The sequence below is a fragment of the Amycolatopsis sp. PS_44_ISF1 genome (genome assembly GCF_032335455.1).
Classification (GTDB): Bacteria; Actinomycetota; Actinomycetes; order Mycobacteriales; family Pseudonocardiaceae; genus Amycolatopsis.
On sequence record NZ_JANUXO010000002.1, the window covers coordinates 1 to 25,218 of the forward strand.

General features: G+C 68.4%; 32 protein-coding genes and 2 pseudogenes. 17 read left to right on the forward strand and 17 right to left on the reverse strand.

Going from position 1 to position 25,218, the window contains the following annotated elements:
* Positions 1–44 precede the first annotated feature (44 nt).
* A complete protein-coding gene (locus NYF13_RS15110) occupies positions 45–824 on the reverse strand; it encodes a hypothetical protein (protein WP_315657391.1) in 780 nt (259 codons plus the stop codon).
* 405 nt (positions 825–1,229) lie between these two features.
* Here NYF13_RS15110 and NYF13_RS15115 point away from each other — a divergent pair, with 405 nt between their 5' ends.
* The gene (locus NYF13_RS15115) at positions 1,230–1,703 is read left to right on the forward strand and encodes a hypothetical protein (RefSeq protein WP_315657392.1); all 474 of its coding nucleotides are present in this window, start codon (positions 1,230–1,232) and stop codon (positions 1,701–1,703) included.
* A 67-nt stretch (positions 1,704–1,770) separates the two neighbouring features.
* Here NYF13_RS15115 and NYF13_RS15120 read toward each other — a convergent pair whose 3' ends face one another.
* From NYF13_RS15120 to NYF13_RS15130, 3 genes are all read right to left on the reverse strand, one after another.
* On the reverse strand, positions 1,771–2,091 hold the full coding sequence (locus NYF13_RS15120; RefSeq protein WP_315657394.1) for a hypothetical protein: 321 nt from the start codon (positions 2,089–2,091) through the stop codon (positions 1,771–1,773).
* Between the two features lie 42 nt (positions 2,092–2,133).
* Entirely contained in the window at positions 2,134–2,967 is an 834-nt protein-coding gene (locus NYF13_RS15125; protein ID WP_315657396.1) for an OB-fold nucleic acid binding domain-containing protein, read from the reverse strand.
* Positions 2,968–3,048: 81 nt separating this feature from the next.
* Entirely contained in the window at positions 3,049–3,363 is a 315-nt protein-coding gene (locus NYF13_RS15130; protein WP_315657397.1) for a hypothetical protein, read from the reverse strand.
* Between the two features lie 75 nt (positions 3,364–3,438).
* On the opposite strand from NYF13_RS15130, the gene NYF13_RS15135 reads away from it, so the two are divergent.
* The 5 genes from NYF13_RS15135 (at position 3,439) to NYF13_RS15155 (ending at position 6,187) form a co-directional block, all read left to right on the forward strand.
* Positions 3,439–3,615, forward strand: a complete 177-nt coding sequence (locus NYF13_RS15135; protein WP_315657399.1) for a hypothetical protein — start codon at positions 3,439–3,441, stop codon at positions 3,613–3,615.
* Between the two features lie 78 nt (positions 3,616–3,693).
* The gene (locus tag NYF13_RS15140) at positions 3,694–4,326 is read left to right on the forward strand and encodes a hypothetical protein (RefSeq protein ID WP_315657400.1); all 633 of its coding nucleotides are present in this window, start codon (positions 3,694–3,696) and stop codon (positions 4,324–4,326) included.
* Positions 4,327–4,367: 41 nt separating this feature from the next.
* Entirely contained in the window at positions 4,368–4,730 is a 363-nt protein-coding gene (locus NYF13_RS15145; protein WP_315657401.1) for a cytochrome P450, read from the forward strand.
* Between the two features lie 114 nt (positions 4,731–4,844).
* Positions 4,845–5,450: a TetR family transcriptional regulator gene (locus NYF13_RS15150; protein ID WP_315657402.1), complete on the forward strand. Its 606-nt coding sequence runs from the start codon at positions 4,845–4,847 to the stop codon at positions 5,448–5,450.
* 137 nt (positions 5,451–5,587) lie between these two features.
* A complete protein-coding gene (locus tag NYF13_RS15155) occupies positions 5,588–6,187 on the forward strand; it encodes a VC0807 family protein (protein WP_315657404.1) in 600 nt (199 codons plus the stop codon).
* A 419-nt stretch (positions 6,188–6,606) separates the two neighbouring features.
* On the opposite strand, the gene NYF13_RS15160 is transcribed toward NYF13_RS15155, so the two are convergent.
* Complete coding sequence (locus NYF13_RS15160; protein WP_315657405.1) at positions 6,607–6,966, reverse strand: AMP-binding protein; 360 nt, start codon at positions 6,964–6,966, stop codon at positions 6,607–6,609.
* 387 nt (positions 6,967–7,353) lie between these two features.
* On the opposite strand from NYF13_RS15160, the gene NYF13_RS36720 reads away from it, so the two are divergent.
* Positions 7,354–7,539 (forward strand): hypothetical protein, encoded by a 186-nt coding sequence (locus NYF13_RS36720; RefSeq protein ID WP_396287683.1) that lies wholly within the window; start codon positions 7,354–7,356, stop codon positions 7,537–7,539.
* On the opposite strand, the pseudogene NYF13_RS36725 reads toward NYF13_RS36720, so the two are convergent.
* A pseudogene (locus NYF13_RS36725) lies at positions 7,465–7,929 on the reverse strand (tyrosine-type recombinase/integrase); the annotation flags it as partial. The gene NYF13_RS36720 and the pseudogene NYF13_RS36725 sit on opposite strands and share 75 nt — an antisense overlap.
* Before the next feature lie 9 nt (positions 7,930–7,938).
* Here NYF13_RS36725 and NYF13_RS15170 point away from each other — a divergent pair.
* The 4 genes from NYF13_RS15170 to NYF13_RS15185 all read left to right on the forward strand — a co-directional run bounded on the left by NYF13_RS15170 (position 7,939) and on the right by NYF13_RS15185 (position 10,972).
* Positions 7,939–8,259 carry a hypothetical protein gene (locus NYF13_RS15170; protein WP_315657409.1) on the forward strand — a complete coding sequence of 107 codons (321 nt, stop codon included), beginning with the start codon at positions 7,939–7,941 and terminating at the stop codon, positions 8,257–8,259.
* 46 nt (positions 8,260–8,305) lie between these two features.
* Positions 8,306–9,886 carry a histidine kinase gene (locus NYF13_RS15175; RefSeq protein ID WP_315657411.1) on the forward strand — a complete coding sequence of 527 codons (1,581 nt, stop codon included), beginning with the start codon at positions 8,306–8,308 and terminating at the stop codon, positions 9,884–9,886.
* Positions 9,883–10,557 (forward strand): response regulator transcription factor, encoded by a 675-nt coding sequence (locus NYF13_RS15180; protein WP_315657412.1) that lies wholly within the window; start codon positions 9,883–9,885, stop codon positions 10,555–10,557. The genes NYF13_RS15175 and NYF13_RS15180 overlap by 4 nt, the downstream gene beginning before the upstream one ends.
* A 199-nt stretch (positions 10,558–10,756) precedes the next feature.
* Positions 10,757–10,972: a hypothetical protein gene (locus NYF13_RS15185; RefSeq protein WP_315657413.1), complete on the forward strand. Its 216-nt coding sequence runs from the start codon at positions 10,757–10,759 to the stop codon at positions 10,970–10,972.
* A 140-nt stretch (positions 10,973–11,112) separates the two neighbouring features.
* Here NYF13_RS15185 and NYF13_RS15190 read toward each other — a convergent pair whose 3' ends face one another.
* From NYF13_RS15190 to NYF13_RS15205, 5 genes and pseudogenes are all read right to left on the reverse strand, one after another.
* The gene (locus NYF13_RS15190) at positions 11,113–11,877 is read right to left on the reverse strand and encodes an ABC transporter permease (RefSeq protein WP_315657414.1); all 765 of its coding nucleotides are present in this window, start codon (positions 11,875–11,877) and stop codon (positions 11,113–11,115) included.
* Entirely contained in the window at positions 11,874–12,788 is a 915-nt protein-coding gene (locus NYF13_RS15195; RefSeq protein WP_315657415.1) for an ATP-binding cassette domain-containing protein, read from the reverse strand. Before NYF13_RS15195 ends, NYF13_RS15190 begins: the two co-directional genes overlap by 4 nt.
* 85 nt (positions 12,789–12,873) lie before the next feature.
* Positions 12,874–12,981: pseudogene (locus tag NYF13_RS36730) on the reverse strand (ATP-dependent helicase C-terminal domain-containing protein); the annotation flags it as partial.
* A gap of 274 nt (positions 12,982–13,255) precedes the next feature.
* The gene (locus NYF13_RS15200) at positions 13,256–13,756 is read right to left on the reverse strand and encodes a hypothetical protein (RefSeq protein WP_315657416.1); all 501 of its coding nucleotides are present in this window, start codon (positions 13,754–13,756) and stop codon (positions 13,256–13,258) included.
* A 540-nt stretch (positions 13,757–14,296) separates the two neighbouring features.
* A complete protein-coding gene (locus tag NYF13_RS15205) occupies positions 14,297–14,584 on the reverse strand; it encodes an Lsr2 family protein (protein ID WP_396287314.1) in 288 nt (95 codons plus the stop codon).
* A 260-nt stretch (positions 14,585–14,844) separates the two neighbouring features.
* Between NYF13_RS15205 and NYF13_RS15210 the strand changes: the two genes are divergently transcribed.
* Positions 14,845–15,330: a hypothetical protein gene (locus NYF13_RS15210; protein WP_315657417.1), complete on the forward strand. Its 486-nt coding sequence runs from the start codon at positions 14,845–14,847 to the stop codon at positions 15,328–15,330.
* A gap of 251 nt (positions 15,331–15,581) precedes the next feature.
* Here NYF13_RS15210 and NYF13_RS15215 read toward each other — a convergent pair whose 3' ends face one another.
* Entirely contained in the window at positions 15,582–16,184 is a 603-nt protein-coding gene (locus NYF13_RS15215; protein ID WP_315656924.1) for a TetR/AcrR family transcriptional regulator, read from the reverse strand.
* An 82-nt stretch (positions 16,185–16,266) separates the two neighbouring features.
* Between NYF13_RS15215 and NYF13_RS15220 the strand changes: the two genes are divergently transcribed.
* The gene (locus tag NYF13_RS15220) at positions 16,267–16,965 is read left to right on the forward strand and encodes a hypothetical protein (RefSeq protein WP_315656922.1); all 699 of its coding nucleotides are present in this window, start codon (positions 16,267–16,269) and stop codon (positions 16,963–16,965) included.
* Between the two features lie 110 nt (positions 16,966–17,075).
* On the forward strand, positions 17,076–17,690 hold the full coding sequence (locus NYF13_RS15225) for a stage II sporulation protein M (protein WP_315656920.1): 615 nt from the start codon (positions 17,076–17,078) through the stop codon (positions 17,688–17,690).
* Here NYF13_RS15225 and NYF13_RS15230 read toward each other — a convergent pair.
* From NYF13_RS15230 to NYF13_RS15245, 4 genes are all read right to left on the reverse strand, one after another.
* Positions 17,626–18,381, reverse strand: a complete 756-nt coding sequence (locus NYF13_RS15230) for a hypothetical protein (protein WP_315657418.1) — start codon at positions 18,379–18,381, stop codon at positions 17,626–17,628. The genes NYF13_RS15225 and NYF13_RS15230 overlap by 65 nt on opposite strands.
* Positions 18,382–18,568: 187 nt before the next feature.
* Entirely contained in the window at positions 18,569–19,237 is a 669-nt protein-coding gene (locus NYF13_RS15235) for a class I SAM-dependent methyltransferase (RefSeq protein WP_315657419.1), read from the reverse strand.
* 43 nt (positions 19,238–19,280) lie between these two features.
* A complete protein-coding gene (locus tag NYF13_RS15240) occupies positions 19,281–20,240 on the reverse strand; it encodes an NAD(P)/FAD-dependent oxidoreductase (RefSeq protein WP_315657420.1) in 960 nt (319 codons plus the stop codon).
* Positions 20,237–20,842 (reverse strand): hypothetical protein, encoded by a 606-nt coding sequence (locus tag NYF13_RS15245; protein WP_315657421.1) that lies wholly within the window; start codon positions 20,840–20,842, stop codon positions 20,237–20,239. Before NYF13_RS15245 ends, NYF13_RS15240 begins: the two co-directional genes overlap by 4 nt.
* A 269-nt stretch (positions 20,843–21,111) precedes the next feature.
* Between NYF13_RS15245 and NYF13_RS15250 the strand changes: the two genes are divergently transcribed.
* The 3 genes from NYF13_RS15250 to NYF13_RS15260 are packed head-to-tail and all read left to right on the forward strand — an operon-like array spanning position 21,112 to position 23,392.
* Complete coding sequence (locus NYF13_RS15250; RefSeq protein ID WP_315657422.1) at positions 21,112–22,002, forward strand: helix-turn-helix transcriptional regulator; 891 nt, start codon at positions 21,112–21,114, stop codon at positions 22,000–22,002.
* Entirely contained in the window at positions 21,999–22,604 is a 606-nt protein-coding gene (locus NYF13_RS15255; RefSeq protein WP_315657423.1) for a short chain dehydrogenase, read from the forward strand. The genes NYF13_RS15250 and NYF13_RS15255 overlap by 4 nt, the downstream gene beginning before the upstream one ends.
* A 41-nt stretch (positions 22,605–22,645) precedes the next feature.
* Positions 22,646–23,392 carry a class I SAM-dependent methyltransferase gene (locus NYF13_RS15260; RefSeq protein ID WP_396287317.1) on the forward strand — a complete coding sequence of 249 codons (747 nt, stop codon included), beginning with the start codon at positions 22,646–22,648 and terminating at the stop codon, positions 23,390–23,392.
* Positions 23,393–23,890: 498 nt separating this feature from the next.
* Here NYF13_RS15260 and NYF13_RS15265 read toward each other — a convergent pair whose 3' ends face one another.
* Positions 23,891–25,033, reverse strand: coding sequence for an N-acetylmuramoyl-L-alanine amidase (locus NYF13_RS15265; protein WP_315657424.1), 1,143 nt, complete (start codon positions 25,031–25,033; stop codon positions 23,891–23,893).
* Between the last annotated feature and the right edge of the window lie 185 nt (positions 25,034–25,218).

Below are 25,218 nucleotides of genomic sequence, written 5' to 3' on the forward strand. Positions count from 1 at the left end.
GTTTCGGTCGTCGGTGCGGCGGGTGTGTCGTGTCGGGGGTTGTGTTAGTTCAGTGGTGCCACTGTGAGCAGTCCGCTGCCGTAGGCGCGGCCGGTGCCGGTGCCGGTGCCGGTGCCGGTGCCGGTGCCGGTGCCGGTGAGGATCGCGTGTCGGAGTTCGGTGGGTTCGGCGATGGTGGCTACGCCTTCGAGGAGGGTTGCGGTGATCGCTATGCGGCGTTGGTCTCGTTGCCGCCAGCCGGTCAGTTTGATCGTTTCCCCGCTTGCTTGTGCCGCCAGACCGCCATCGCCATCGCCGGCGCCGTCTCCGTCCTGCTGTGACTGCTCGGCGCCGCCGGTGCCCGGGCTGCCCGCCTCAGCTCGGGCATCATCGTCCGGCTGACCAGGGTTCTGTTGCTGGCCGTCGCCGGTCACGACCCGCCGCTGCTGCGCGTCCTCGCGGGGGCCCTGTACCGACGACTCGGCCACGGCTGGGGCGCCGATGGGGAAGAGTTCGAGCTGTCCGGCGGTGGCGAGTTCCCGGCGGCGCTGGTTGCCCAGGCGGCGGGCGCAGGTGATGTTGTCGGTGGTGGCGGCCAGACCGCGGGCGTCCCAGCCGTTGAGGCCGGCGCCGCAGGCGGGCAGCCACTGGCCGGTGACCTCGTGGACGGTGCCGGAGGGGGCGCGGCCGTGGGCGCCGGGATGGATAGCGGCCCACACCCGCGGGTCGGGCGGGAGCCGTGCCGAGCCGGGGCGGGTGTGCCGGATGCGGCGGCGGAAGGCATCCAGCCCGGTGTGGTGCAGCGCCGAGACGGGAAACAGGGCGGGTGGCTCCGGCGGGGTCACATCGGCCATACCCACCACGGTGGCACCGGTCCTCGGGCCAGGCCGGCACCCAAGCGGTGCTGCCCTGGCCTCCGGCTAGGCAAGCCGGTGGCGGACATGCTCATACCCGCATCGGCGTGATCTTGTTGACCCGTCTGGCGGTGTCGATTTCCTCGGTATTACGGGTTAGATGATGCCCAGGGGAGGGGCAAGGGGGATTTAACGTCCAATTCATTGTTCACTCATAATCAGTTTACAGCGTTTTCGACGAAGCTTATTTCTTTGCTTCCCCTTCCTGTGTTAAGCAGATTTTTGGATTCCGTTGTGCCAATTCATCGGCATAGTGAAGAGGGGAATTTTGTGAAGTTTTCCAGGGTGATGGGAACAGTCACGGCCGCCAGCGTGCTTTCGCTGGGGTGTGCGGGGATGGCTGACGCGTCCACGGCGTCGGCGCCTGCACACGTCCAGCGACTGAACGAGCGGGCGGGTGCCGTGCAGGTGAACGCCCAGGGCGACGTGGTGGTTCGTCTCGACCCGGCCAACCCGGCCGATGCCGCCCTGATGAAGCAGCTGAAGTCACCGGCCGGCATCGTGGTTCAGGGCCCGCACGGGTACGCCGAGACTGTGCTGGGCATCCTCGCGCTGCACGTCCACCTCGACAAGTACTTCACCGACCTGCTGAAGAAGGGTCTGACCGCGGCCGGTGGTATTACAGGGATCACCGTGGCGCTCGGTGGCGGCACCGCCGCCGCTGCGATCGCCTCGGCAATCGCGACGTCACTGGCCATCGTGACGTTGTGCACCAACGAGCAGGGAGAGCTCAACATCTACTTCCTCAACACCGGCTTCCCCATCCCGCCGGCACCGCTGCCCGTGCCCGTGTGTAACCCGTTCGACTAGGACCACTGCCGGCAAGCTCCCGGAATGGCAGACTGTCAGATCCGGGAGCCTGCGGGCTCAGGTCGTCTCACTGGAACGGTGAGCGCCAGTTGATCGAGCGCAACACACCGAAGGCGGCCAGCCACAGAAGCAACAGGACCGTAGCCGGCCACGCTGACATGTCGCTATCGGTAAAAGAGATTGTTGCTACCACGACAACCGCCAGCCCCAGCGTCAACAGCACCACGAAGCCGACCCGGTTAATCCTTTGCTCCCGCTGCTGATTCGTCATGGAAATATTATGGTGCTTCTTGCGATGTGATGGCAAATCATCCGGCTTGTTGGGTTTGGCCCCGGTCCCCGGGCCCGAGCCGGTGACGTCCTGCCGGTGAGATCGATCACGGCTCACGGCCTGCAGCTTAGGCTCGGACAAATCGCTGTTCCCTCGGGGTCAGCGGAAGTCGCGGGAGGCGGCGGCGAGGGTTGTGAGGTCGAGTGGGGTGATGTGGTCAGCGACGACGGAGACGGTGCCCTGCCCGGTTTGGGCGATGCCGCGGATGAGCAGGGCAGTGCTGGCCAGCAATGTCCGGCGGTGGCGTTGCCACAGGCCGGGGCTGACGACGATATTGACCATGCCGGTTTCGTCCTCGAGGTTGAGGAAGGTGATGCCGCCGGCGGTGGCGGGGCGTTGTTTGTGGGTGACGGCGCCGCCGACGGTGATGCGGGTCCCGTCCAGGACATCCAGGAGCCGGCCCGCAGGGAGGGCGCCGAGGGTCTCGAGGTGGGTGCGCAGGAACTGCACCGGGTGGACGCCGGGGGTGACGCCGTTGGCCCACAGGTCGGCGGAGGCGAGTTCGACGGCGGTCATGCCGGGCAGGGCGGGGGCGTCCTGGCCGAGGGCGAGGCCGGGCAGGTGCTCGGCGCGGGTGGCCGCGGCGGCGCCGGCGGCCCACAGGGCGGCGCGCCGGTCGGGGCCGAGGGGGGTGACGGTGCCCGCGGTCGCGAGGGCCTCGACCACGGGCCGGGTGAGCTGGATGCGTTCGGTCAGCTGGGCGATGGAGGTGTAGGGGCCGGCGGTGTCGCGTTCGGCGACGATACGGTCGGCGACGGCCTGGCCGACGTGGCGGATCCCGGCCAGCGCGAGCCGGATCGCGACCCCACCGGCGCTGGCGGGGTCGGGTTCGAGGGTGGCGTGCGATAGCGACAGGTTCAGGTCCGGCTCTCTGGTCACGACGCCGTGGCGGCGGGCGTCGGCGACGAGGGACTGCGAGGAGTAAAACCCCATCGGCTGCGCGCGCAGCAGCCCAGCGCAGAACGCCGCCGGGTAGTAGCGCTTGAACCACGCGGAGGCGGCTTCGGCCTCGTCCTACAGTCGGCGGGGTCCGAGCTGGGAGATGGTGAACGGCTCGGTGCTGTCGGTCGGCCAGTCGAGGCGGGCGAACGATTTCGTGGTGAGGTCGTCCAGCTCGATTAGGTGGTGGCCGGGGCCGCGGGCGTCGCGGTCGAACACCAGGGACATGTGGGGCAGCCGGGCGCCGATGACGAGGTTGCCTCGGGCGGGGTCGAGCATCCGGTCCAGGTCGATGTTGCGGCACTCGGTGGTGGTGACCGCCGCTCCGGCGAGCGCGTCCTCGCCGGGTTCCCAGCCGAAGAGCCCGCGCCGGTGCACGCGCAGCCGCACCGTCTCCCCGCGTCGCGGGACGGCGCGCCCGCGAGCAGCACGAGCTCGAGCGTTTGCAGTGCATCGTCGCCGACCATGCTGGAGACCACGATGACCACTGACCGCGACACCGAACGCAACGCCATCATCACGGCGATGCAGCGCCTCCTCGACGGCCGGCCGGCCGATCCACCGGCGCGCTCACCACCCTTCAACTCGCCGCTGAGGAAGGCATCAAACGCTGGATCCTCACCCACGAACGCGTTGACCTGAAAGACGAATTCGCCCATCGCAAGACCGAGGCGAACGGCAACCCGCGCGCCTTCCAGTACCTGAACGCACGCGCCGTCGATGCCGAAGCCGCCGCACCAGCCGGCGACCCAGCTCGCCCCCGGCGACGTCGCCGCGACCGATGCGTCCGGGGGCCGGGCGGACGGGATGTTCGTGTTCATGGATCCCCCCGAGCACACCCGGCTGCGGCGGCTGCTGACCGGCCAGTTCTCGGTCAAGCGCATGAACGCCCTGCACACCCGGCTGCACGAGATCACCGTCGACCACATCGAGGCCATGATCGCCGCGGGCACCGAAGCCGACCTCGTGCCCTCGTTCGCGCTGCCCATCCCGTCGGTGATGATCAGCGAGCTGCTGGGCGTGGACTACGCCGACCGCGCCGAGTTCCAGGCCAGCACCGAGGTCTCCCTCAACGTCCGCGCCGACCCCCAGGACCGCGCCGCCGCCGGCGCCGCGCTGCACCGGTTCGTCAGCGACCTGATCACCCGCAAACGCCGGGCCCCCGCCGACGACCTGCTCTCCGGCCTCGTCCACGACGCCGACCCGCCCCTGACCGACACCCAGCTCACCGACATGGCCATGCACCTGCTCGGCGCCGGCCACGAAACCACCGCGAACATGCTCGCCCTGGGCACCCTCGCCCTGCTGGAGAACGCGCCCAGCTCGCGGCCCTGCGCGCCGACCCCTCGCTGATCGACAACGCCATCGAGGAACTGCTGCGCTACCTCAGCATCGTGCAGCTCGGCGTCAACCGCGTCGCCACCACCGACGTCCCGATCGGCGAGGTCACCGTTCCCGCCGGATCCACCTTCGTGATCGCCGTGCCCGAAGCCAACCGCGACCCCGCCCGCTTCCCCCGGCCCGACGAGCTGGACCTGCACCGGACCCGGACCCCGCACCTGGCCTTCGGCCACGGCGTCCACGGCGTCCACGGATGCCTGCGCCAGCAACTGGCCCGCATCGAAACGCGCGTCGCCTTCACCGAACTGCTCACCCGCCTGCCGAGTCTGCGCCTCGCCGTGCCTGCCGCCGACATCCCCCCGCGCAACGACATGCTCATCTTCGGCGTCCACGCCCTGCCCGTCACCTGGGCCTGACCCCACACCCGCCCAGCACCGACGTCACCCGCCAGGCACCCCGATGTGGGCGAGCAATGGGCGGGAACAACGCGTTTCGTTGCCGTTGTTACCTGCATGACGTATTTTTGCGTCATGCAGGTAACGGATGGTGGTGGCCGGTCGGTGACGGTGACTGCTCGGCGGGCGCAGATCGTTGCGGCGACGGTGGAGGTGATCGCCGAGTTCGGCTACGCGAAGGCGTCGTTCGCCCGGATCGCGGCGCGGGCGGCTTTGTCGAGCACGCGGTTGATCTCCTATCACTTCGCGGGCAAGGACGAGCTGATTGCCGCTGTCACCCGGGAGGTGATTGACTCGATCGGGCGGTATGCCGCGTCGCGGCTTGCGGTAGCGGATAGTGCTGCGGGGATGTTGCGCGCCTACATCATGGCCATGGTCGAGTTCACTGCGGCCCACCGGGTGTCGATGACGGCGCTGATGGAGATCGTCCTCGGCGGTGGCCTGCGCCACGACGCAGCCGCCGATCGGGACGTCGTCGGGCCCGTCGAGGCGATTCTGCGCCGCGGCCAGGCCGACGGCGAGTTCCGCGAATTCGACGTGGTAGTGATGGCCACCGCCGTGCAGCGGGCTGTCGAGGGCTTGCCCTTCCTGCTGCAGGCCCGGCCCGAACTCGACTGTGCTGCCTACGGTCGTGAACTGGTCACATTGTTCGAGCTCGGCACCCGGATGAGCCCGACATGACCGAGCCGACGCCCTCGACCGCACACCCCGGCCCGTCCTCGACCTCGTCGCCCTCGGAAACGGACCCTGGGCCAACCTCGGACCGCGGAACCAGCGCCGCGACGCCGGTCGCGACGCGGGGAGCGGTGCTCGGGGCAGTGCTCGACGTGCTGGTGCCGCTGGCGGTGTATTACGGGCTGCGCGCCGCCGGGGCCGGGATTTATCTGTCGCTGCTGGGAGGTGCGGCAGGTTCCGTAGCCGGCGCCGCGGTCGCGCTCGCCCGGACTCGGCGCGTCACCGCCCTGACCGGCTATGTGCTGACGATGATGGTCCTCAGCACGGCGGTAGCCCTGATCGCGGGCAGCCCCCGGTTTCTGCTGGCCCGGGAGGGCTGGATCACCGGTGTCACCGGGGTGTGGTTCATCGCCAGCCTGGCCGCGCCCCGGCCGCTGGTGTATCTCTTCTCCCGGCCTCTGCTGGAGGGCCGTCTCCGGTGGCCACCGGCGTGGGACCGGATGTGGGAACGCTCTCCCCGGTTTCGCCGGATGTGGCGCACCTCCAGCCTGCTGTGGGGTGTCGCCACCCTCACCGACTCCGCGGCGCGGGTGGTGATGGCCTACACGATGCCGGTCGATCTCGTGCCCGCACTGGGCACCGCACTCTACGTCGCCACCTCGGTGGTGATCGTCGTGGTAACCAACCTCTACTACATCACCGCCGGGGTCTTCAACCGTGACTCCGCGATGTATCGGGAGTAACCGGTTCACCCGCCGAACGGCATGCGGCTGGTGCCTTGTCCAGGTAATTCGACCCGGTCGGCCGGGTTGATGACGCTCTCCGAGATGGGCCGCGTGCGCTCGCTGACATGTCCCAGCTGAGGAGTGCGGCGCAGCTGGTGCCAGCAGCGGAGTGGGATCACTCCGCCGGGTGCGGCGATGGGCATGGTGGGTCGTGCGGCTTCGGGTGCGGTGAGCAGGGCGACGATGGTGACGGGGCCGCTGCAGTGGGGGCAGTCGCGCTGAGCGGCGGTAATCGGGACCGGCCGGCGGAGCGGGCTTGGTGGTCGTGGGGAGTGTCGCCGACGACGCAGTGCGCGGAGGCGGTGCGTTTGCAGAGCGTCGGCCGGCGCTCGCCCGGAACCACTTCTCCGGCCAGATAGCGGCGGATCGTCTTGCGGTCACGCGCGAGATGTCACGCGATGGCCGAGACCGACCAGCCTTGAGCACGCAGTGCCTGCGCCTCCACGTCTTCCTCCGGAGTGAGCATCCACGATCGCGGTGATCAACACCGAGACCGCCACCCGCGGTCCTTGACCAGCGCGAACGACAACCACGCCGGCTTGGAGGGCCCCGTGGTAGGTGGCGATCCACTCGCAGCGGTTCTGGGAGTACAGCGATACCGGCGGCCCGGGACGGACACCGCGTTCGAGCAGTTCGGCGACGCGGTCGGCAAGAGCATCGAGCTCCGCGAAGCTCAGCGTCTTCGTCGCGGCGGTCACCGAGGTCTTGTCGCCGAATCGAGTTGCCGCAGCTCGCACGATGCCGCCCGGACCCGTTCACGGGACCTCCTCGTCCCGGAGGCGACGGGAGATCACACGCGGCCATCCGACGGCACACCCGAATGGGTTGGCCGCGGCGGCGGGTGCCCGCCTACGGTGGGCGACGGATCTGCTCGCCTTGTCCCGGCCGGACATCCGCGGTGGAGTTCAAGGAGGAACGAATGAGCGAGGTTCCGGCCGAGGGCTACAACGTCTTCGACACGATGAAATCCCCGAGCGGGACGGTCAAGTACCTGTCGTCGCCGGCCGAAGTGATCTCGCTGATCCAGTCCGGCCGGCGCAAGGAGCACATCCTGCTCGTCCGCGGCGGCACCGCGACCTTTTCTCGCACCGGCGCTGAGCAGGAAAGCGATCGGCGTGATCACGATGTCCGGCGCGCCGGAGTCGCACTTGGGAATTCGCTCCCGCGAGTTCCAGACGCCGTGCGTGATGACCGCGCACCTCACCGGCGGAGAGACCGCCGTCGGCCGCGATGTGCCCGACGATGTCGCGCAGCCGCCGGTCGCCGCGGCGGCCGAGGAACACCGCCTGCCCGGCCGACCCGGGCGGTAGCCATGCGGCGCGGTCGGTCAGCCACGCCTCGAGCGCGGCGCGGGCGAGCAGGTGCAGGCCCGGCACCGTGCGGTATACCCCGCCCTTGCCGTCGCGGACGATGAGCTTGCAGCGCCGCGCGGAGCGCACGACGTCGCCGGTGTCGAGCGCGGCCAGCTCGGAGATCCGCAGCCCCGAGAAGTACAGGACGAGGGCGATCGCGGTGTCGCAGGTGAAGTCGCACCGGCCGGCGGCGCGCAGGAACTTCTTGCGCTCCGGCGGTTCCAGCGCGCGGGGAGCCCCGGGGGGCGTTCGCGGTCGGCGGCCGAGGTCGAGGTCGAGGTGGTAGTTGTAGAAGTGGTCGAGCGCGGCATGGTAGCTCGTGATCGTCGTCGGCTCCGCCTGTGTCACGGTTTTGGAATGGGCCAGGAACTCCCGGACCGCGTAGTTGCGCCCGTGCGGGTCGGTGAACGGGTCACAGTGCTCGACGGCCTCCGCCCGGGAACACGAAGCAGCCGCCGGATCCGGAAGGCGTGGATCCGGCGGCTGCCCTCGGCGAGATCGCCCGGGCTCCAGGCCGCGCTGCAGGCCCGCCCGGCGGGCGGGACACTCACCCAGCACTTCTCAGGCGCCGGGCACGGCTTCAGCGACTCCTTCCGCCACGGCACCGCGGTCAACGCCGACACGTTCGCGCTCTCTTGGCCGCAGACCCCGGCCTTCCTGGACGCCCCGAAAGGTTGACTTTCGGCAGTGGTCGCCGCCGTGGCCCGCTTGTAGCGTCGCTGTTGTGCGGGAGGTGACGAGGCGACGGTGGCGGGTGGTGTTCGACGCCGTCCTCGCGCTGTTCCTGGCGTTCGTCGTTGTCTCCGACACGGTGGACACCCGTGCGTACTGGGAGATGGCCGGCGGTTTCGCCGTCGTCCTGGGCTCGGTGGCCACCGCTCGGCGTCACCCGGTCGTGTCGCTCGGCATCGCGCTGGCCGGGACGCTGGTCGTGCCGTTCCCGTACGGCAACCGCCTGCCGGTCTGGGTGATCTTCGTGCTGGTCGCGATGTGCTACCAGGCCGGACTGCGAATGCCGCGGGCGCGGCCGGGTCCGCTGCTCGGCGGCGCCGTCGCGGTGCTCGGCCTGCCGCTCTCGCTGCTCGTCGGCGAGGACGGCCTCGGCGACTGGGCCGAACTGGTCACGATGCTGGTGTTCGCCGGGCTGTCGCCGTGGCTGCTGGGCCGCTACGTCCGGCTGCGCGGGGAGCTGGCCCGCACCGGCTGGCGCCGCGCCGAGGAGATGGAGAGCCGCCAGCGCCTGGTCGCCGACCAGGCCCGGCTGCGCGAGCGCGCGCGGATCGCCAGCGACATGCACGACTCGCTGGGCCACGAGCTGAGCCTCATCGCCGTCCGCGCGGCGGCCCTGGAGGTCGCCGACGGTCTCGACGACGGCCGGCGCGGCGCGGCCGCCCAGCTGCGCACCAGCGCCGCAGCCGCCACCGAACGGCTGCGCGAGATCATCGGCGTGCTGCGCGAGGACGCCGCGCCCGTCGAACCGGTGCAGCGCGACCTCGGTGAGCTGATCGCGCGGGCCCGGTCGTCCGGCCTGCTCATCGAGGCGGGAGTGGACAGCGCGCAGACCCCGCCGATGGTCGCGCTCGCGGCCCACCGGGTCGTCCAGGAAGCGCTGACGAACGTCGCGAAGCACGCGCCGGGCGCCGCCGTGACGGTGCGAGTGACCAGCTCCGGCGCGCAGACCGAGGTAAGTGTCGTCAACGCGCCGCCGCCCGCCGGGTCGCTGCCGGGCGCCGCGTCCGGGCACCGCGGGCTGATCGGGCTGCGCGAGCGCGTCCGGCTGGTCGGGGGCACGCTGCGGGCCGGGCCGCACGCGGGTGGGTTCGCCGTCACCGCGACGCTGCCGCACGACGCCGCGCCGGCCGAGGAGACCGCCGAACTGCGGGAGGCCGCCGACGACGCCGTCGGGCAGTCGAGGTCCGCGCGGGCGCTGGAGCTGGCGCGGCGTGACGTCCGGCGCAGCCTGATCCAGGCCGTCGGCATCCCGCTCGGGCTGTTCGCGGTGGCCCTCGGGGTGGCTGGCATCGCGTTCCTGTACCTGTGGAACTCGTCGGAACTGCCCGGTCCCGTCTACGACCGGCTGCGGCTTGGGCAGCCGCGCGCCGAGGTCGCGCCGCTGCTGCCAGGCAACCAGCGCAGCGCCAGGCCGGTGCGCGGAGAGCCGCCGCTGCCGCCGGTGCCCGGGGCCGCGTGCGAGTACTACGGCACCGGAAGATCGTTCATGAACAACGATTACGCCGCCTATCGGCTGTGTTTCGCCGACGGGAAACTGGTTTCGAAGGACGAGTTCGCCGAGGGGGTTTCGTGATCAGGGTCGTGCTGGCCGACGACGAAGCGTTGATGCGGGCGGGGGTGGCGGCGATCCTGGCCGCGGACGGCGGCATCGAGGTCGTCGCCGAAGCCGCCGACGGCCGTGCGGCGGTCTCCCAGGTGCTGGCCACGCACCCCGACGTCGTGCTGCTCGACATCCGGATGCCCGTGCTGGACGGCCTGGGCGCGGCGGCCGAGATCCGGCGGCTGCGGCCCGCGACCGGCGTCGTCATGCTGACGACGTTCGGTGAGGACGACTACATCGAGAGCGCGCTCGGTCTGGGCGCCGGCGGGTTCCTGCTCAAGTCGGGCGACCCGCGTGAGCTGCTGGCGGGCATCCACGCCGTCGCGGACGGCGCCGCGTTCCTCTCGCCGAAGGTGGCGCAGCGGGTCATCGCCCGGCTGGCCGGCGGCCGCCTCGCGCGCGCGTCGGCGGCCCGGTCGCGGATCGCCCTGCTGACCAACCGGGAGCGGGAAGTATTGGTGTTCATCGGATCCGGACTGTCCAATGCGGACATCGCGACAAAGCTGTTCGTCGTTGAGGGCACGGTGAAAGCGCACGTCAGCACCATCCTGACCCGGCTCGGCGCGAAGAACCGGGTGCAGGCTGCGATCACGGCGTACGAGGCGGGACTGGTCGGGGAAGACCCGGCGGCTGCCGGCCACTGATTCCGGCGCCGATCCTGGCCGTGGCTTTGGCGGGGTCATTCTCTGCAGCGTTTCGCGCAGGGGTGGTGGCGGCGGGGTTGGTGAGCTGCGAATCGAGCTTTCCGGCTCGAACGGATTCTCTGGCGACTTTCTGGCTGCGGGGCCTGCGTTCTTGGTCGTATTCGCGTTGGGGGAAACCCGCCGCCCGGAGCTGCGAGAGGTGTACGAGAAGGGCGGCTTGCTGATCCGCCGCCGGTGCGCATCGGTGCTCTCGGCGGCGGAATCTCTTGAACCGGAGCGCTACGCGACGGTCTTGGTGGCCGGGCCGGACGGCGCGATCTTCGACGCGATCGCGGGCATGGGCTCTCTCGCCCCCATTACGAGCCGCGCTGACCCGCGGCGCCCGGGAAGTACCGGCGGCCTTGGGGATCGCTGACCGAAGCCGGTTGTCCACAGCGCTGCCGTGATGTGGACAACCAGGCGGTGGCTTCGGTCTTTTCCGGCTTCCGTCGGGTCGCCCCGATACACTGCAAGCAAGGCCGGTCCCGCGGAGAGGGTGGGGGTGCTTCGGGGGCGTCAGGCGTCCCGGCGGCGCAGCACCGCGGTGCCTGCCAGCAACGCCGCCGCAGTCCAGATCGCGCAGATCAGCAGCCCCACCCACGGTGCGTACGGCGCCGCCGCCTGGGTTATCGGGTTCGGCTGTCCCGTCTCCACCATCGCGTTCACCCCGGCTGTCCCCGGGAAGTACGGCACCCAGCCCGGTAACCCCAGCGACGCCACGATCAGCGGCAGCGGCACCAGCGCCACGATCACCGTCACCAACGTCCCCGCCGCGCTCCGCAGCGCCCAGCCCACACCCGTGCACAGCAAGCCCAGCAAGGCGAAGTACCCGCCCATGCCGGAAGCTAGTGTGAAGGCACCCGAGAACGACGTCGGCAGGCCGTGGCCGTCCTTCACCAAAGCCGCCAATGCCATTCCCGAGACCGACAGCGCCACGCCGTAGGTGAACAGCACCGGCAGCAGCACCGCCGCCTTCGCGAGGACCACCCGTGAACGCGGCGGCGTCCACAGCAGGGTCGACCGGATGCCGCCGCCCGCGTACTCGCTTGTCACGAACAGCGTGGCCAGTGCGATCACCGCGAACTGCGTCAAAGAGACACCGCCGCCCAGGGTGATCGTGTTCGCGCCCATCGGGTCCTCGCTGTCGTAGCGCTGGGCGACTGCCGACACCGTGCTGTAGAACGCCATCAGCGCGGCTCCGGCGATCAGCGTCCACCAGGTCGCGCGGACCGACCAGAACTTCGTCCACTCCGAAGACACCACAGCGACTGCAGCCGTCATGCCGACACCCCGTACTCCACCGAAGAAGCGGTCAGTTTCATGTACGCCTGCTCTAGCGACGCCGTCCGCTCGACGAGGCCGTGTACCCGGATGCCCAGCTCGTGCACCAGGTCGCCGACGCGGGTGACGTCGATGCCGTCGACGACCAGCTCAGCCGGGGCGCCCAGGTCGGTGTGGCCGCCTTCGGTTCGCAAGCTCCGGCACAGCGCGTCGCGCTCGGCGGGGTCCGGGACGCGCACCGAGACCGTCGTGCGGGAGTTGCCCGCGATGAACTCGGCGACCGGTGCGTCCGCGAGGAGCTTTCCCTTGCCGATTACCACGAGGTGGTCGGCCGTCAGTTGCATCTCGCTCATCAGGTGGCTCGAGACGAACACCGTCCGCCCCTCGCCCGCCAGCGAGCGCATCAGCTGCCGCACCCAGCGGACGCCGTCCGGGTCGAGGCCGTTGACCGGCTCGTCGAACAGCAGCACGCCGGGATCGCCGAGCAGCGCGCCCGCGATGCCCAGCCGCTGCCCCATGCCGAGCGAGAATTGTCCGGCCCGCTTGCCCGCGACGTCCGAAAGCCCGACCGTCGCGAGCACCTCCTCGACCCGCGACGCTGCGATGCCGTTGCTGCGCGCCATCGCGAGGAGGTGCTTGCCGGCGCTGCGGCCGGGGTGCAGCGCCTTGGCGTCGAGCAGCGCGCCGACCTCGCGCAGCGGGTCCCGCAATTCGGCGTACCGCCGCCCGCCGACACGTACTTCGCCGGCCTGCGGGTGGTCGAGCCCGACGGTCATCCGCATGGTCGTCGACTTCCCGGCGCCGTTCGGGCCGAGGAACCCGGTCACCTGCCCGGCCGCGACGTCGCAGGTGAGCGTGTCGACGACGGTCTTCTCCCCGTAGCGCTTGGTGAGTCCCCTGAGTGTAATCATGCCGCCCAGTCTGGGATTTCCCCGGCTTCACCACATCGGACGACGGTCGCGGACCGCACCCGACTTTCGTCAGGGCTCGGGTCCGGCGCCGCGTGACATGCCGCGTCGGGGCGGCGGTCGCCGGGTCCTCGGGCCACGAGCACTTCGGGTGGCGGCCGCGCAGGTCGGCGCGGACCGCAGGGTAGCCGGACGTCAGCCAGGCATCGCGGGACTTGATGGTGTGCAGGGGGCTGGCTCCGGCGAACATCTCGTCCACCGCCGACATCACCGCGGTCGGCTCCAGCCCTGCGGGGTGCGCTTCGGCGGTCAGGACTGCTCTGACTGCCGGAGCGGCCCCGCGCGATGACGCAAATACCGTGAAGAGGCAACCGTCAGCGATGGCTCGCGACAGCCGAGACTTGTAGTGGCGGGTGCGCAGACCAGTCGTCCGCGCGTGCGAGCCCGGGTTTGGTCCGGGCGGCGGGCTGCTAAGGCACCTGGCCAGATACGGGAACGTCGGTGAGGCGGCGGATCGAGTTGGCGATGTGCGCTGGGGTGGCGTCCACGGTGCTGGTGAGCACGATGAAGGGGCTGCCGCGGATCTTGGTCCGCTGCCGTGCAAGGCGGCTCGACGAGGTGGTGCGGATGGGAAGTGCGTTGAAGACCACCGTGGTGGGCACCGTGCCTGGTTCGCGGGGAATGAAACTGATCACCCGGTGCCGGCTCGACGTCGTGAGGTACAGCCAGCGCGGCCAGAACGGGCTAAACCTCACCTCGGCCAGCGCGGACCACGGGACCAGGTCGAATCCACGGGCCTGTACGCCCTCGATCGTGCAGCGCAGCTGCCACGGTTTGCCCCGCGATCGCACCAGCGTCACCACCGCCAAGGACAGCGCCACGACGAACACCGCCGGCGCCGCGATGGCCAGCCATGTCTCGAATTGGCCCGTGAGGCTGAAGTACAGCTCGAACGCGAGGAACGCCGCCAATATGCCCACCTGCGGGAGAAGCCCCTTGGTCGAGGGATGAAGCAGCAACGTGTCTGGCGGTTCGGTTGACCCCGTGCCGTATGTATACCCGGTTTTCGGCGCCGGTCATGGAAGTTTCGAGTTCCGGCGGCGCGCGGGGTCGCTGGGCGACGCCGCGGCCGGCCAGGCCATGGTGAACCGTCGACAGGCGGCCGAAGGCCGCCGCGGGAATGCGGTGCGGGGTGCTGGCGTCCCGGCATTGACCGAGGCTGTCCGGAGGGGGACCGTGGCCCCGCGTCGAGGGGGAGGGATGCGGGTCCGCGTCTGGTCAGGGCACGGCGAGAACGTCCGCCAGGCTGGATGGTTCACGTCTCACAAGCGCCGTGGCCGAGGCTGTGAGGACGGCTGAGCTCGTCGGCGGTTGATCGACGTGCCCGCGGTTCCCCCGGGGCCTGCGGCGAAGACCGGGAGCCCCGGTCGACGCTTGCCAGCCGAGTCCGACACCTCGACGAGCAGTGGAACATTCGGATGGAGCGGATCGGGGTGGTGCCGGTCTCGTTCTCAACCGGGTGCGGTCGCGGTGGAACGTGAGCCCCGGCCTGCGAGAATGCGTCCGCGCTCGGACACGTCCCAGCCGTCCTCCTGCGCCCAGAACCGCACTGCCCGCGACCGTTCCCGGTCCGCGGCGGTCGGAGGCGGACTCCCCGCTACGGTCCGGGCTTTGCGTCCGCCGACACGTCGCGACGCTGCGACGTAGCGGGCGAATTCCTCACGCAGGTTGGACGCGTTGCCGTCGGACAGGTCGATTTCGTATTGGACGCCGTCTTGCTTCGCCGCCGTCGATGTCATCCACCATCTCGATGAGAACTTTTTGCGCTATAGAAGAGAGCTCGTCGGAAGAGTGTATTGCGCGATCCGCGCATCGCCATCCCAGATTAACATTGCATTGCAGTGGATAGCCACGCCCCGCCGGATAATAGGAGAGTGGCTGACGTTTTGCCGACGGGACCGCAAGACCTGCGCAGGTAGTCAGGTGTGCTCCTCAACGTGACTGAACACCGATCCATGCGCATTCATTTCCCCAGAGACCCCAATGCGATCCTTCTTAGGTGCCGAACCGGCGGCCTTGCATTGCCACCCACTGCGGCGCTGACGACGCCGACATCACGCCCGGAGACCGGGTGGCCGGGCTGCTGGTGCTGCTCTACGGCCAAGGCCTCACCCGGGCCAGCCGCCTCACCACCGACACCGACAGCAAACAAACGCTCAGCCTCGGCACCACCCCGGTCGAGCTACCACCCCCGCTGGACGATTTCGTCCGCGAGCTACGACGATCCCACCGCGGGCACTTTGCAACCGGGCGAATCGCCGACTCCATCTGGCTGTTCCCGGGCGTGATTCCCGGCAACTCGGTCTTCGCCGCGACCATTTCACGGCACCTCGTCACGCTCGGCACCCCCGTGCGCCCAGGCCAAAACGCCGCCCTCATGGACCTCGCTCATCGAAGTCCGGCCGCCGTGCTCAGCCAACTCATCGGACTGCACATCGAGACTGCGACTTCGTGGACCACGCACGCCAACGGCTCAAACCATTGATACGCAGCCGTTACCCGACAGCGGTCCTCCGCCTCAGGGGCGGCACCCCGAGTACCCCAGAAAGGGGACCACTGGGCTAAACAGCTCCTGGTCAGGCGGGCAATGCGCGTTTCCGCGGAGCGCGGTTGCCGAGCTTACGCTCTATGGGAAACGGGCCGCACCAGCGCCGTCGTGGCCACCGTGAGTGCCGCGCACGAGACAGCGCCATTGTCGGCAGCGATGCCAGTACGGGTAACCTGTCCGGCCGTAGGTCACCGAGGGCGCAACACGCTGTCGACGGCCAGGTACAAGGTATCGTTCTCCGCTTGCAGAACCGGCTCCGCGGAGGGTAGCGCCCGCCCCAGTGAGAGTCCATTGAGGACGGTCAACAGGAAAGTCACCGCCCGGGAATGGTCACCTTCCGCGAGCGCACCTTCCTGAGTGAGCACCGCCAGCCAGAACTCCACGCGCCGCCGTGTTTCCTGTTCGATGGCGAGATAGGCCTCACGCACCTGCTCGGTCGGTTCCGGGGCGACGAACTGCTCATGCAGGATCCGGAACGCCTCCCGGGCGCTGGATCCCACACCGAGGGGTGCGAGGATCTGGCGCAGGCAGTCGGCCAGCCGGTCCCGAGCCGGGACGTGCCGGTCGTGGATGTGCTCCGCGGGGGCGATGACGTCGTAGAGCTGCCTGAGCACTTCGTCCTGCAGGGCGCGCTGCGTCGGAAAGTGGAACCGCAGTGAGCCCGTGCTCACACCCGCCCGCGCGGCGACTGCCCGCACGCTGAGCGTGGCCCCTGGATTCTCGGACAGCATCTCTATGGCCGCGACCAGCACTTTCTCTCGACTGCTGGGCTGGGCGTCCGGTCTGGTCATCTCATCCACCTCATCCAGCACACTGTACTAGCACACTGTGCTACCTTATCCACTAGATCGGCTAACACACTGTACTAGCAGGGTGTCGGGGACCGATCCCGGCCGGGATCGCAAGAAAGGGGAGAGGCACGTGTTCGAGACATCTCGGCGACAGTGGGCGGGCAGGAAGGTGAAGCCGGGTGATGGGCGGGCTCTGCCGCGTTTCCGCTGGTGGCAGATGATGCTCGGCCGGGGGCTGCTCTACCTGCAGCCCTCGGTGGCGGAGCGGCGACCGATGTCGTATGCCCTGGACGTGCGGCAGTTCGGCGCAGGCGGCGAAGGCGCCGCACACCTTTACCTCAATGGCCACCAGCACGCTCAGTCCAAGCTCCCCGCGGTGTTCACAGTGGAGGGTGGCGTCATCGAGGTGGCGACGAGCAGGTTCGGCATCAAGCGCTGCCACTACGTGAACAACCGCGGCCAGGAGCACCGGCTCGTTCCCGACTACCGCTCCGGCGAAGGCCGGCGTGCCCGGCTGGAACACGAGCACCCGGCGGCCAGCCGCCTCATCGGTGCCGTGTCGGTACTACTGCTCCTGGTCGGGGTGGGCCTCAACGTGCTGCAGCTGCTGGAGCCGCTCTCCCGGATACCGGTCGTCGCGGCACGCGTCGGTGCCTTCACCTCGCCGGTCAGCCTGCCGATCTGGCTCAACATCGCACTCGGCCTGGGCGCGGTACTGGCCAGCATCGAGCGCGGCCTGCGGCTGCGCTACCACTGGCTGCTCGACGGCGGAGGCCACTGAACCCTCATCCCCAGGCCGCGAACTTCAGCCGCTCCCCACGCTTTCGCCTACTGCTCACACCGGGGCACGCACATGCGCCCCCCGCCCGCCAAGAGACGGACAACGAACCGATGGATTTCCTTCGCGCACCGCTGCACATCATCCGCGCCGACCTACGCGCGTACCTCATCACCAATGCCATCGCCTATGGGGCACTGATCCTGGGCATGGTGCTCTCCTTGATCTTTCCCGCCCTGCGCGCCGCCAGGACGGCCTCGTTCGCTGTTGATCAGGGTGCGCTCGTCACCAGCGTGGTCGGCAACCCGTGGGCGTTCGGCGTTCTCATTTTCCTGGTCAACGTGTTCGCGACAGCGTTACTGCTGATCGTTCTGCCCTCGGTCGTGGTTCCCTTCGCCGGGGTGGCGATTTTCGCGGTCAAAGCGGTCGACCTGGGTATCCTCACCGGTCCGGTCGACCGGGTGTCGTCACTGACGCTCATTCCGCACTCGGTGACCCTGCTGGTCGAATTCCAGGCCTACGTCCTGATCATGTTCGGCGCCTACCTGCTGGGCAGGTCGTGGATCCGGCCGGCCACCATCGGTGCCACCACGCGACGCACGGCCTACCTGCAGGGCATCAAGCGGCTCGCCTGGCTCTGGATCCCGGCGCTCACCCTCCTCGTCATCGGAGCCGCTTACGAGGTCCTCGAGATCTACGTCCTCGTCCCGAAACTGCTCGGCCCCTGACAGACTCAGCACAACACGGGGTCCGCAGGCTCGGCCCGTCGAGGAGAAGCGGATGCGGAGACTGGTCGTTTACGGGCGGGAGTTCATCAAGCCGCATCCATGTCACGGGAGCCGCCGGGATACGAGCGGACGGGGCGATGAGGTGGTGAAAACGCTGGTCGGGCGCGGCTCGTCCTCGGTGATGTGCAGAAAGGGTGAGGCGTGAGCAGCGGGTGCAGCCGTTCGCCCCGCGCGCGAGCACGTTGGCGGTCGATGTTCGTTTGCTCATGGCGAAGTCGACGTTGAGACCGTGGGGCTTGCACATCGGGTATCCGGCCATGAGCGCCGCGGCGATCAGCTCGCCGTTGGACACGTAACCGTCCAGGACTTCCTCGGCGATGTGTTTGAGTCCGTAACTGCCGTGGCGTGGGGTCTTGATCGGCTGGATGTTCTGGCGGAGCCACAAGTGCACCCGGACTACGTTCGGCAGCGATGAGGCCAGCCGGGTGCGCTGCTTCCTGAACGACTGTTCGTACTCTTCTGCGGTCTGGCCTCGTTTCCAGCGGGTCCCGAACCCGAAGTAGGTCAGGTGGGGCTGCTCGTGGAGGACTTTGTCGAAGCTCGTGGTGAGTCGGAGGGCATCGGCGTAGGCCAGGCCGGCGGTCTCCTGCAGATTGCGGACGGCGCGCTTGTCGGTACGTTCCCTGGTCATCGCCGCATCCCAGCTGCGAAACGTCGCCTGCAAGCACCCGCACCCGTCGTTGCCAAGACCCACGGCTGCAGCACCGGCCACACCGCCCGGCTGGTCGCCGAGGCCGGAGGAACCTGGGCCCGCTACGCCGGAGGTGATCACACCCCGTTACAAGATCGAAGAACACATGACACTTGAAGACGCGAGCTCACCAGTGGAGGCCGTTCTCGTGCCGACGGCAGGCAAGCAGGGTGGAGTCGGCGGCGTGGATCGGCGTTCCGCCGCGGATCAAGGTCCGGGGCCGTTGTTCAACCGCGAGGACGTCGAAACCGTCCGGCAGGCCGGGCAGCAGGTCCTTGGCGGAGAACATCGCCGCGTGCTGCCCGGCGGTCAGTGGGGCGGACGACCTCATCGGGGCATGGCCCACGATCAGGAGGTGTCCACCGGGGGCGACGGCGTCGGCGAGCCGGCGCGTCACCTGGGTCATCCCGCCGTCCGGCGGCTGCAGGTAGTGGCTGGTGACCAGGTCGTAGGAGCGGCTGCCCGCGGTGAAGACGCGAGCGTCGATCTGCCACCAGTCGACATGGTCGGCGACGCCGTCCTGCCCGGCGCGCTGGGCAGCGCGGGCCAGGCCGGCTGCGGAGAAGTCAGCGCCGGTCACAGTCCAGCCCTGCCGGGCCAGCCAGCTCACATCGCCTCCCTCGCCGCAGCCGACGTCGAGAGCGCTGCCCGGTGTCAGCCCGGCCGCCTCAGCTACGAGCTGCACATTGGGCTGTCCGCTGAAGACCTGTTCCTGGCCGGTGTAACGCTCGTCCCAGCCGTGCGGCTCGAACATGGCGGCCGTCTCCTCGTCGCTGAGCGGCTGGTGTTCTGTCATCTCAAACGCCTTCCCTTTACCTGTGGCCGACTGTCGAAGAAGTTCAGAGCGTGGCGGGATGCGCCGCGACGGCGCGGTGCACGTCCTCGGTGACCAGGTCGATGTTCATCATTGCTCCGGTCAGCCCACCCTGTGCGGCAGCGTCGATGACCTGCGCCCGGTGTCCTCGCACGTTGCCGGCCGCCCACACCCCGGGAACAGAGGTCGCTCCCGTCTGGGGGTCGGCGGGCAGCGTCTCGCCGATGAGCTGGCCGTCCATGTCCTTGACCTCGGCCGTCAGGCCCAGGTCTGCGAGCAGAGTGTCGACTTTGGCCACCGACACGGGGAAGACTACGGCGGCCTGGACTTCGGTCACGCTGTCACCGACCCGGACGCCGCTGAGTGCGTCGTCGGTGACCTCGACGCCGGTGACCCGGCCGGGCACCACGCTGATCTGGCGCGCGGCGAGCTCGGTGCGTTGCGGCACGGTCAGTTCCACGGACTCGTTGGTGAACAGGGTGACCTTCTCACTCCACTGACGCCACAGCTGCGCCTGGTGGAGGGAGGCGACGCCGCTGGCGATCAGCCCGATGGCCTTGTCCCGGACCTCGTAGCCGTGGCAATAGGCGCAGTGCAGCACGTCCACGCCCCAGCGGTCGGCGACGCCGGGAATGTCGGGCAGCTCGTCGACGACACCAGTGGCCACCAATACCCGCCTTGTGTCAACAATGCTCTGGTCGGCAAGGGTGACCCGCAGGGCATCCTCGCTGACGCGCTCCACGCCGATCACGGCGCCGTCGCGGACGGTGCCGCCGTACTGCTCGACCTCCGATCGGCCGATGCCCAGCAGTTCGCGCGGATCGACACCTTCGCGTCCGAGATAGCTGTGGACCTGGGTGGCAGGCGCGTTGCGGGGCGTGCCTGCGTCGATGACCAGTACGTCACGCCGGGCACGGCCCAACGTCACAGCCGCCGCCAGACCCGCCGGTCCACCACCGATGATGACTACGTCGTGAGTGCTCATGCGAGCAACGGTGCAGCGGTCGGCTGCCTACCACAACTTTTCTTGCCGGAACGGCAACCTGCACCGACCTTCGGTGAACCCTGATAGAACCGCCGGCCAGCGTGCTGTACAACCATGATCGACCTCAGCGCCGACGGCGTACCTACGTTCCCCACGGCCACGACAGCAGCGAACATGACCGCATTGACGGCGGCCGGTCCTGCATGACCGGAAACGCCGTAACGGCAGTGGCACGCGACGTCGCGATCGTCGACGAGCTCGACTGCAGTCCGCTGGCCCACCTCGACGGTCTGCTGGGCTGAACCCCGGACCACTCGGGCCGGTCGCCCTCGACGTCTGTTCGACAAACATTCGATGCCAGATACGCCCAGGACTACATCGCGCGCCGGCTCACCCAGGAGTTCCTGTGCTGGGCCATGAGCAACAAGCTGCTGATCATCCTGAAACTCACTCTCGACGACGTACTCGACGAGAACGGCTAGGTAAGCGTCCGGCTCGGGGACCTGCTTATCTCGATTCTGCGGCCGTTCGCACACCTGCTGCGGCAGCACCTTGATCAGCGACTCAGCCTCACCACCGCCACCATGCTCGGTTAAACCCAAGACCACACCGCTCGCACAGCTACAACCGCAGGAACCACCTGGAGCCGCACGTCCCAGGTGACCACACACGGTTACAGGACCGGAGAACTGGCGACAGTTGATTACGCGAGCTCACCAGTGCAGTGACCCCAGTCGTGGTCGCCGTAGTACCCGCCGAAAATCGGACGTTTCTGCGAAAGGGCAAAGGTTGTGCTGTCAACACTAGAGTTTCGCGAAGGTATCCGTGTTTGGGGCAGGCAGGAGTCGGCGATTGGCGCGACAATGGGTTGGTGATCAAGACAAGTACGAATGATCTCGGTGGATTTCTGCGCAGCCGGCGCGAACGCCTGATGCCTGAGGACGCTGGCATCGAGCCGGGTGCTACTCGTCGGCGAATCCCGAGGCTGCGCAGGGAGGAGTTGGCCGAGCTCGCTGGGGTCAGTGTCGGCTACTACACGCGACTTGAGCAGGGTGTCAGCAGCAGCGCTTCCGGCGCTGTCATCGATGCTCTGGCTGCGGCGTTGCGGCTCGATTCGGCTGAGCACGATCACCTGCGGATCCTTGCCGCACCGAGGCGACCGACTCGCCCTCGTCCCCGTAGTAGCAAAGCGCGGCCCTCGGTTCGTGACCTGCTCGCCGCCATCTCCGCGACACCGGCGATCGTGATCGATCATCGCACTGACGTTCTCGCGTGGAACAGCCTCGGTCATGCTCTGCTTGCCGGCCATGTTGCGTTCGACGCCCCGGACACGCGGATCCGGCCGAACATCGCCCGGATGCTGTTTGTTGACCCGCATCACCGCGCTTTGTATTGCGACTGGCACGGCAAAGCGCAGGTCACCGTCGCGGCCCTGCATCAGGCGGTCGCGCGGCACCCGGCCGATCTGGAGCTGGAACAGCTCATTGGTCACCTTGTCGTCGACAGTCCAGAGTTTGCGCGGATGTGGGCGCGACGTCCGATCCGAACCTGCTCGTACTACCTGCGCGAACTCAATCACCTTCTCGTCGGACGAGTGACCCTGGCGAATGAGACGGTCACCCTGCCTGACGACGACCAGCAGATCGGACTGTTCTACGCGCGCCTCGGCACCCCTGACGCCGACGCACTGACCTTACTGTCACAAGGCCTCGAACGGCGCCTCGTGACAGTGTCCCCGTCTCAGAAGGAGAACACCCAATGAGGATTGTCGTTGTCGGCGGCGCGGGCACCATCGGACGACGACTGGTTCCCGCCCTACGATCCCAGAACCACGACGTCGTCGTGGCCGGCCGCACCTCGGGTGACGTCCATGTCGACCTGGCTTCACACGCGACGATCGAGGCCCTGTACCGCGAGTTCGGGCCGGTCGACGGCGCTGTGAGCATCGCAGCGCACGGCGCACTCGTCGAGTTCGAGACGCTGACGTCGGACTCACTGCAGGAGAACATGCGAGCCAAGTTCTTCGGGCAAGCCGATCTGGTGCTCACCGGCCAGCACCACTGCACCGACGGAGCTTCGTTCACGCTGACCTCCGGCATCTTCGCTGACCAAGCATGGCCGCACGTCACCGGCGGCGGGGTCATCAGCGGCGCCCTGCACAGCTTCACCTTGTCGGCCGCGATCGAGCTACCACGAGGTATGCGGATCAACGTGGTCAGTCCCACGATGATCGGCGACTCCGTCGACGACTTCACCGAAAACTTCCCCGGCATGCGCCCGGTGCCCATGGACGAGCTCGTCAACCACCACCTGGACTGTATCGACGGCGACAGCACCGGTCGCGTCATCCGCGCATACGGATGACGCCGCCGGCGACTTCGGCACCGTCGGGACGTCTTGACAGCGTGACGTCGGAGAGCGGCGGGGGCACCGCTGGTGCTGCCAGGGAACACGGTTATGACGGTATCGCCGAGGGATATTCGGCCGAGAACGAGACCAGCCTGATGAACGCCTACTACGAGCGGCCGGCGATGCTGACTCTCGCGGGCGAGGTGAGCGGCCGGCGGATCCTCGACGCGGGGTGCGGCTCCGGGCCCTTGTTCGCCGCGCTGCGCGAGCGGGGCGCGGTCGTGACCGGAGTCGACGCGAGCGCAGGAATGGTGGGGCTGGCCCGGCGGCGGCTGGGTGTCGAGGCCGACCTGCGGGTCACCGATCTGGCCGATCCGCTGCTTTTCCCCGACGGTGAGTTCGTCGTCGTCGCTTCCCTGGTGCTGCACTACCTGCAGGACTGGGGGCCGGCGCTGACCGAACTGCGACGGGTCCTGAGACCCGGCGGACGACTGTTCGTCTCGGTCGAGCACCCCTTCGTCATCACCTTGATGCAGCGCGAGGCCGGGGAGGAACCCCGCTACTTCCAGACCCGCAGCCGCACCGAAGAATGGACGCTGGGCGGCCAGTCCACCCCCTTGACCTTCTGGGACCGCCCGCTGCACGCGATGACCGACGCGTTCACCGGGGCCGGCTTCCGCATCACCGGCATCAGCGAGCCACCGGCCGCCCCCGAAGCCCCCGACCTGTTCCCCGACGAATTCCAGAAGTTCGAAGGCACGAGGTTCCTGGGCTTCCTCTTCTTCGAGCTCCAGGCCAACTGACCAGAACAGCCACACCCCCGGTCACCAACACCACCGTCACCGCCGCGGAGAACCAGCGACAGTTGGACAAGCGATCTCACCAGTCTCACAGGCCTGGTCGGCGGCTGCTGCGCAGAACGCCTCGTGCGCGCCGATGCGCCCAAGCAATCGTGGAGTCCACCGATACCGACCAGTCCGCCAGCCCGGCTGCATCCACGGTGGTGAGCAGGCGCTGCGACACGGTGCCAGGTTTCGTCGCCGGCTATCCGCCGGTACCAGGTCCGGATCGTCTGCCCGGACCGAACACCCCGGGCACGTACGTCCACGCGATGCCACGACAGTAGCGGTAGGTGATTCCCTCAACCATCGACCGGGTACGGAACACGGCCTGCCCCGCTTGCCGGTCAGGACAGGGAGCAGGTCTTCGATCATGGCCCAGTGATTGTCTGAGAGCGGCTGAAACCGCGAAACAACTTGCAGCATTCCAGACAACAACCGACGATTTTAGCCGGACACTCCCTAGGCGGATTCGTGTCGGAGGATGTCGTCTACGGTAAAAGTGCCGGTCATCGGCTGATCCATGGCGTCCAGTACGTAGAGCCGTTTGACCGCTACAAGAATGCCTTCGGCGACCTGGTCTCGGAATGTGGAGTCTTCAAGAAGCGCACGGTCAGCCGGGTTCGAAAGATAGCCCAGTTCCAGATGCAAGGCCGTGCACCGACAGTGCCTGAGGATGTCCCAGGTCTTTGGATGCGTACCGCAGTCGGGCTGTGCGGTCCGCGCCACAAGTTCGCGCTGGACGAGCCTGGCCAGGAGCTCACCTGCGGTCGTCGTCGTCACGTCTCCATTGCCGAAGTGGAAGCTGGCGACGCCGCGCGCGTGCGGCGAGCTATGGTGGGCACAGTGCAGAGAAAGCAGCAGGTCGGCATCGGCGTCATTGGCCAACTTGGTACGGCGGGCGACCGAGGGGCTATTGTTGGCACCACGCGACAATAACGCGTCCATTCCTACCGCAACCATGTGTCCTTCCAACCGGCGGGCCAGATCCCACATGAGCTCTGCTTCGGTCGTATGCCCGTGGACCGCGCCAGTGTCAGGCCCACCATGACCGGGGTCGATAACAATCCGTTTGCCGCGTAGCCGACGCCCCGACTTCCGCAGCTTCTCCTGCTCGCGCAGCAAGAGCGGTCGTCCACCGGCCGCAGGTACGCGGACCAGCCGGTGCAGTGCACGAACGGTCTCGGCACCGCATACGCCATCCGGGTCGAGTCCCCCATCGCGTTGAAACCGTCGCAGTGCGTTCAACGTACGAGAACCGAAGACGCCGTCGCACCGGCCCGGGTCGTACCCGAGCCCGTTGAGCTGCTGCTGCAGCGCAAGGACGTCATCGCCATTGGCCGGTGCGGAGAAGACGAACGTCAGAGGCCGGCTGCCCAGGTGGTATTGCGCCCCTCGCAATGCTAGGTAGGTTGCGCGTTCGACCAGTCCATCAGCCCGAAGGCCACGTTGCTGCTGGAACGCGAGGATCGCGTGTTCGGTCTCCACGGTGAAGGCTGTCGCTGCTGTCGGATCGCTGGCCGCCCGGAGCAGTCCGAGAGCATGCAACATCGTGTTGACATCGGCTACATCGACTCCGCTGTCGCCACGGCGCAGTACTCGCACTTCGATTCCCCCTCAGTACGAAACGCTGTTCATTCTGTTCTAACACAAGTCGGCTTGTACAGTGCGAAACCAAAAAAATGGCCACTCACCGCGCAACCGTGACGATCACGCCGCGTAATCGGCAGCGGGTACTGACGCGCGAGATAGCAGGCGCCGAGGTGAGGTGGTACCGCCACTCCGGGCGG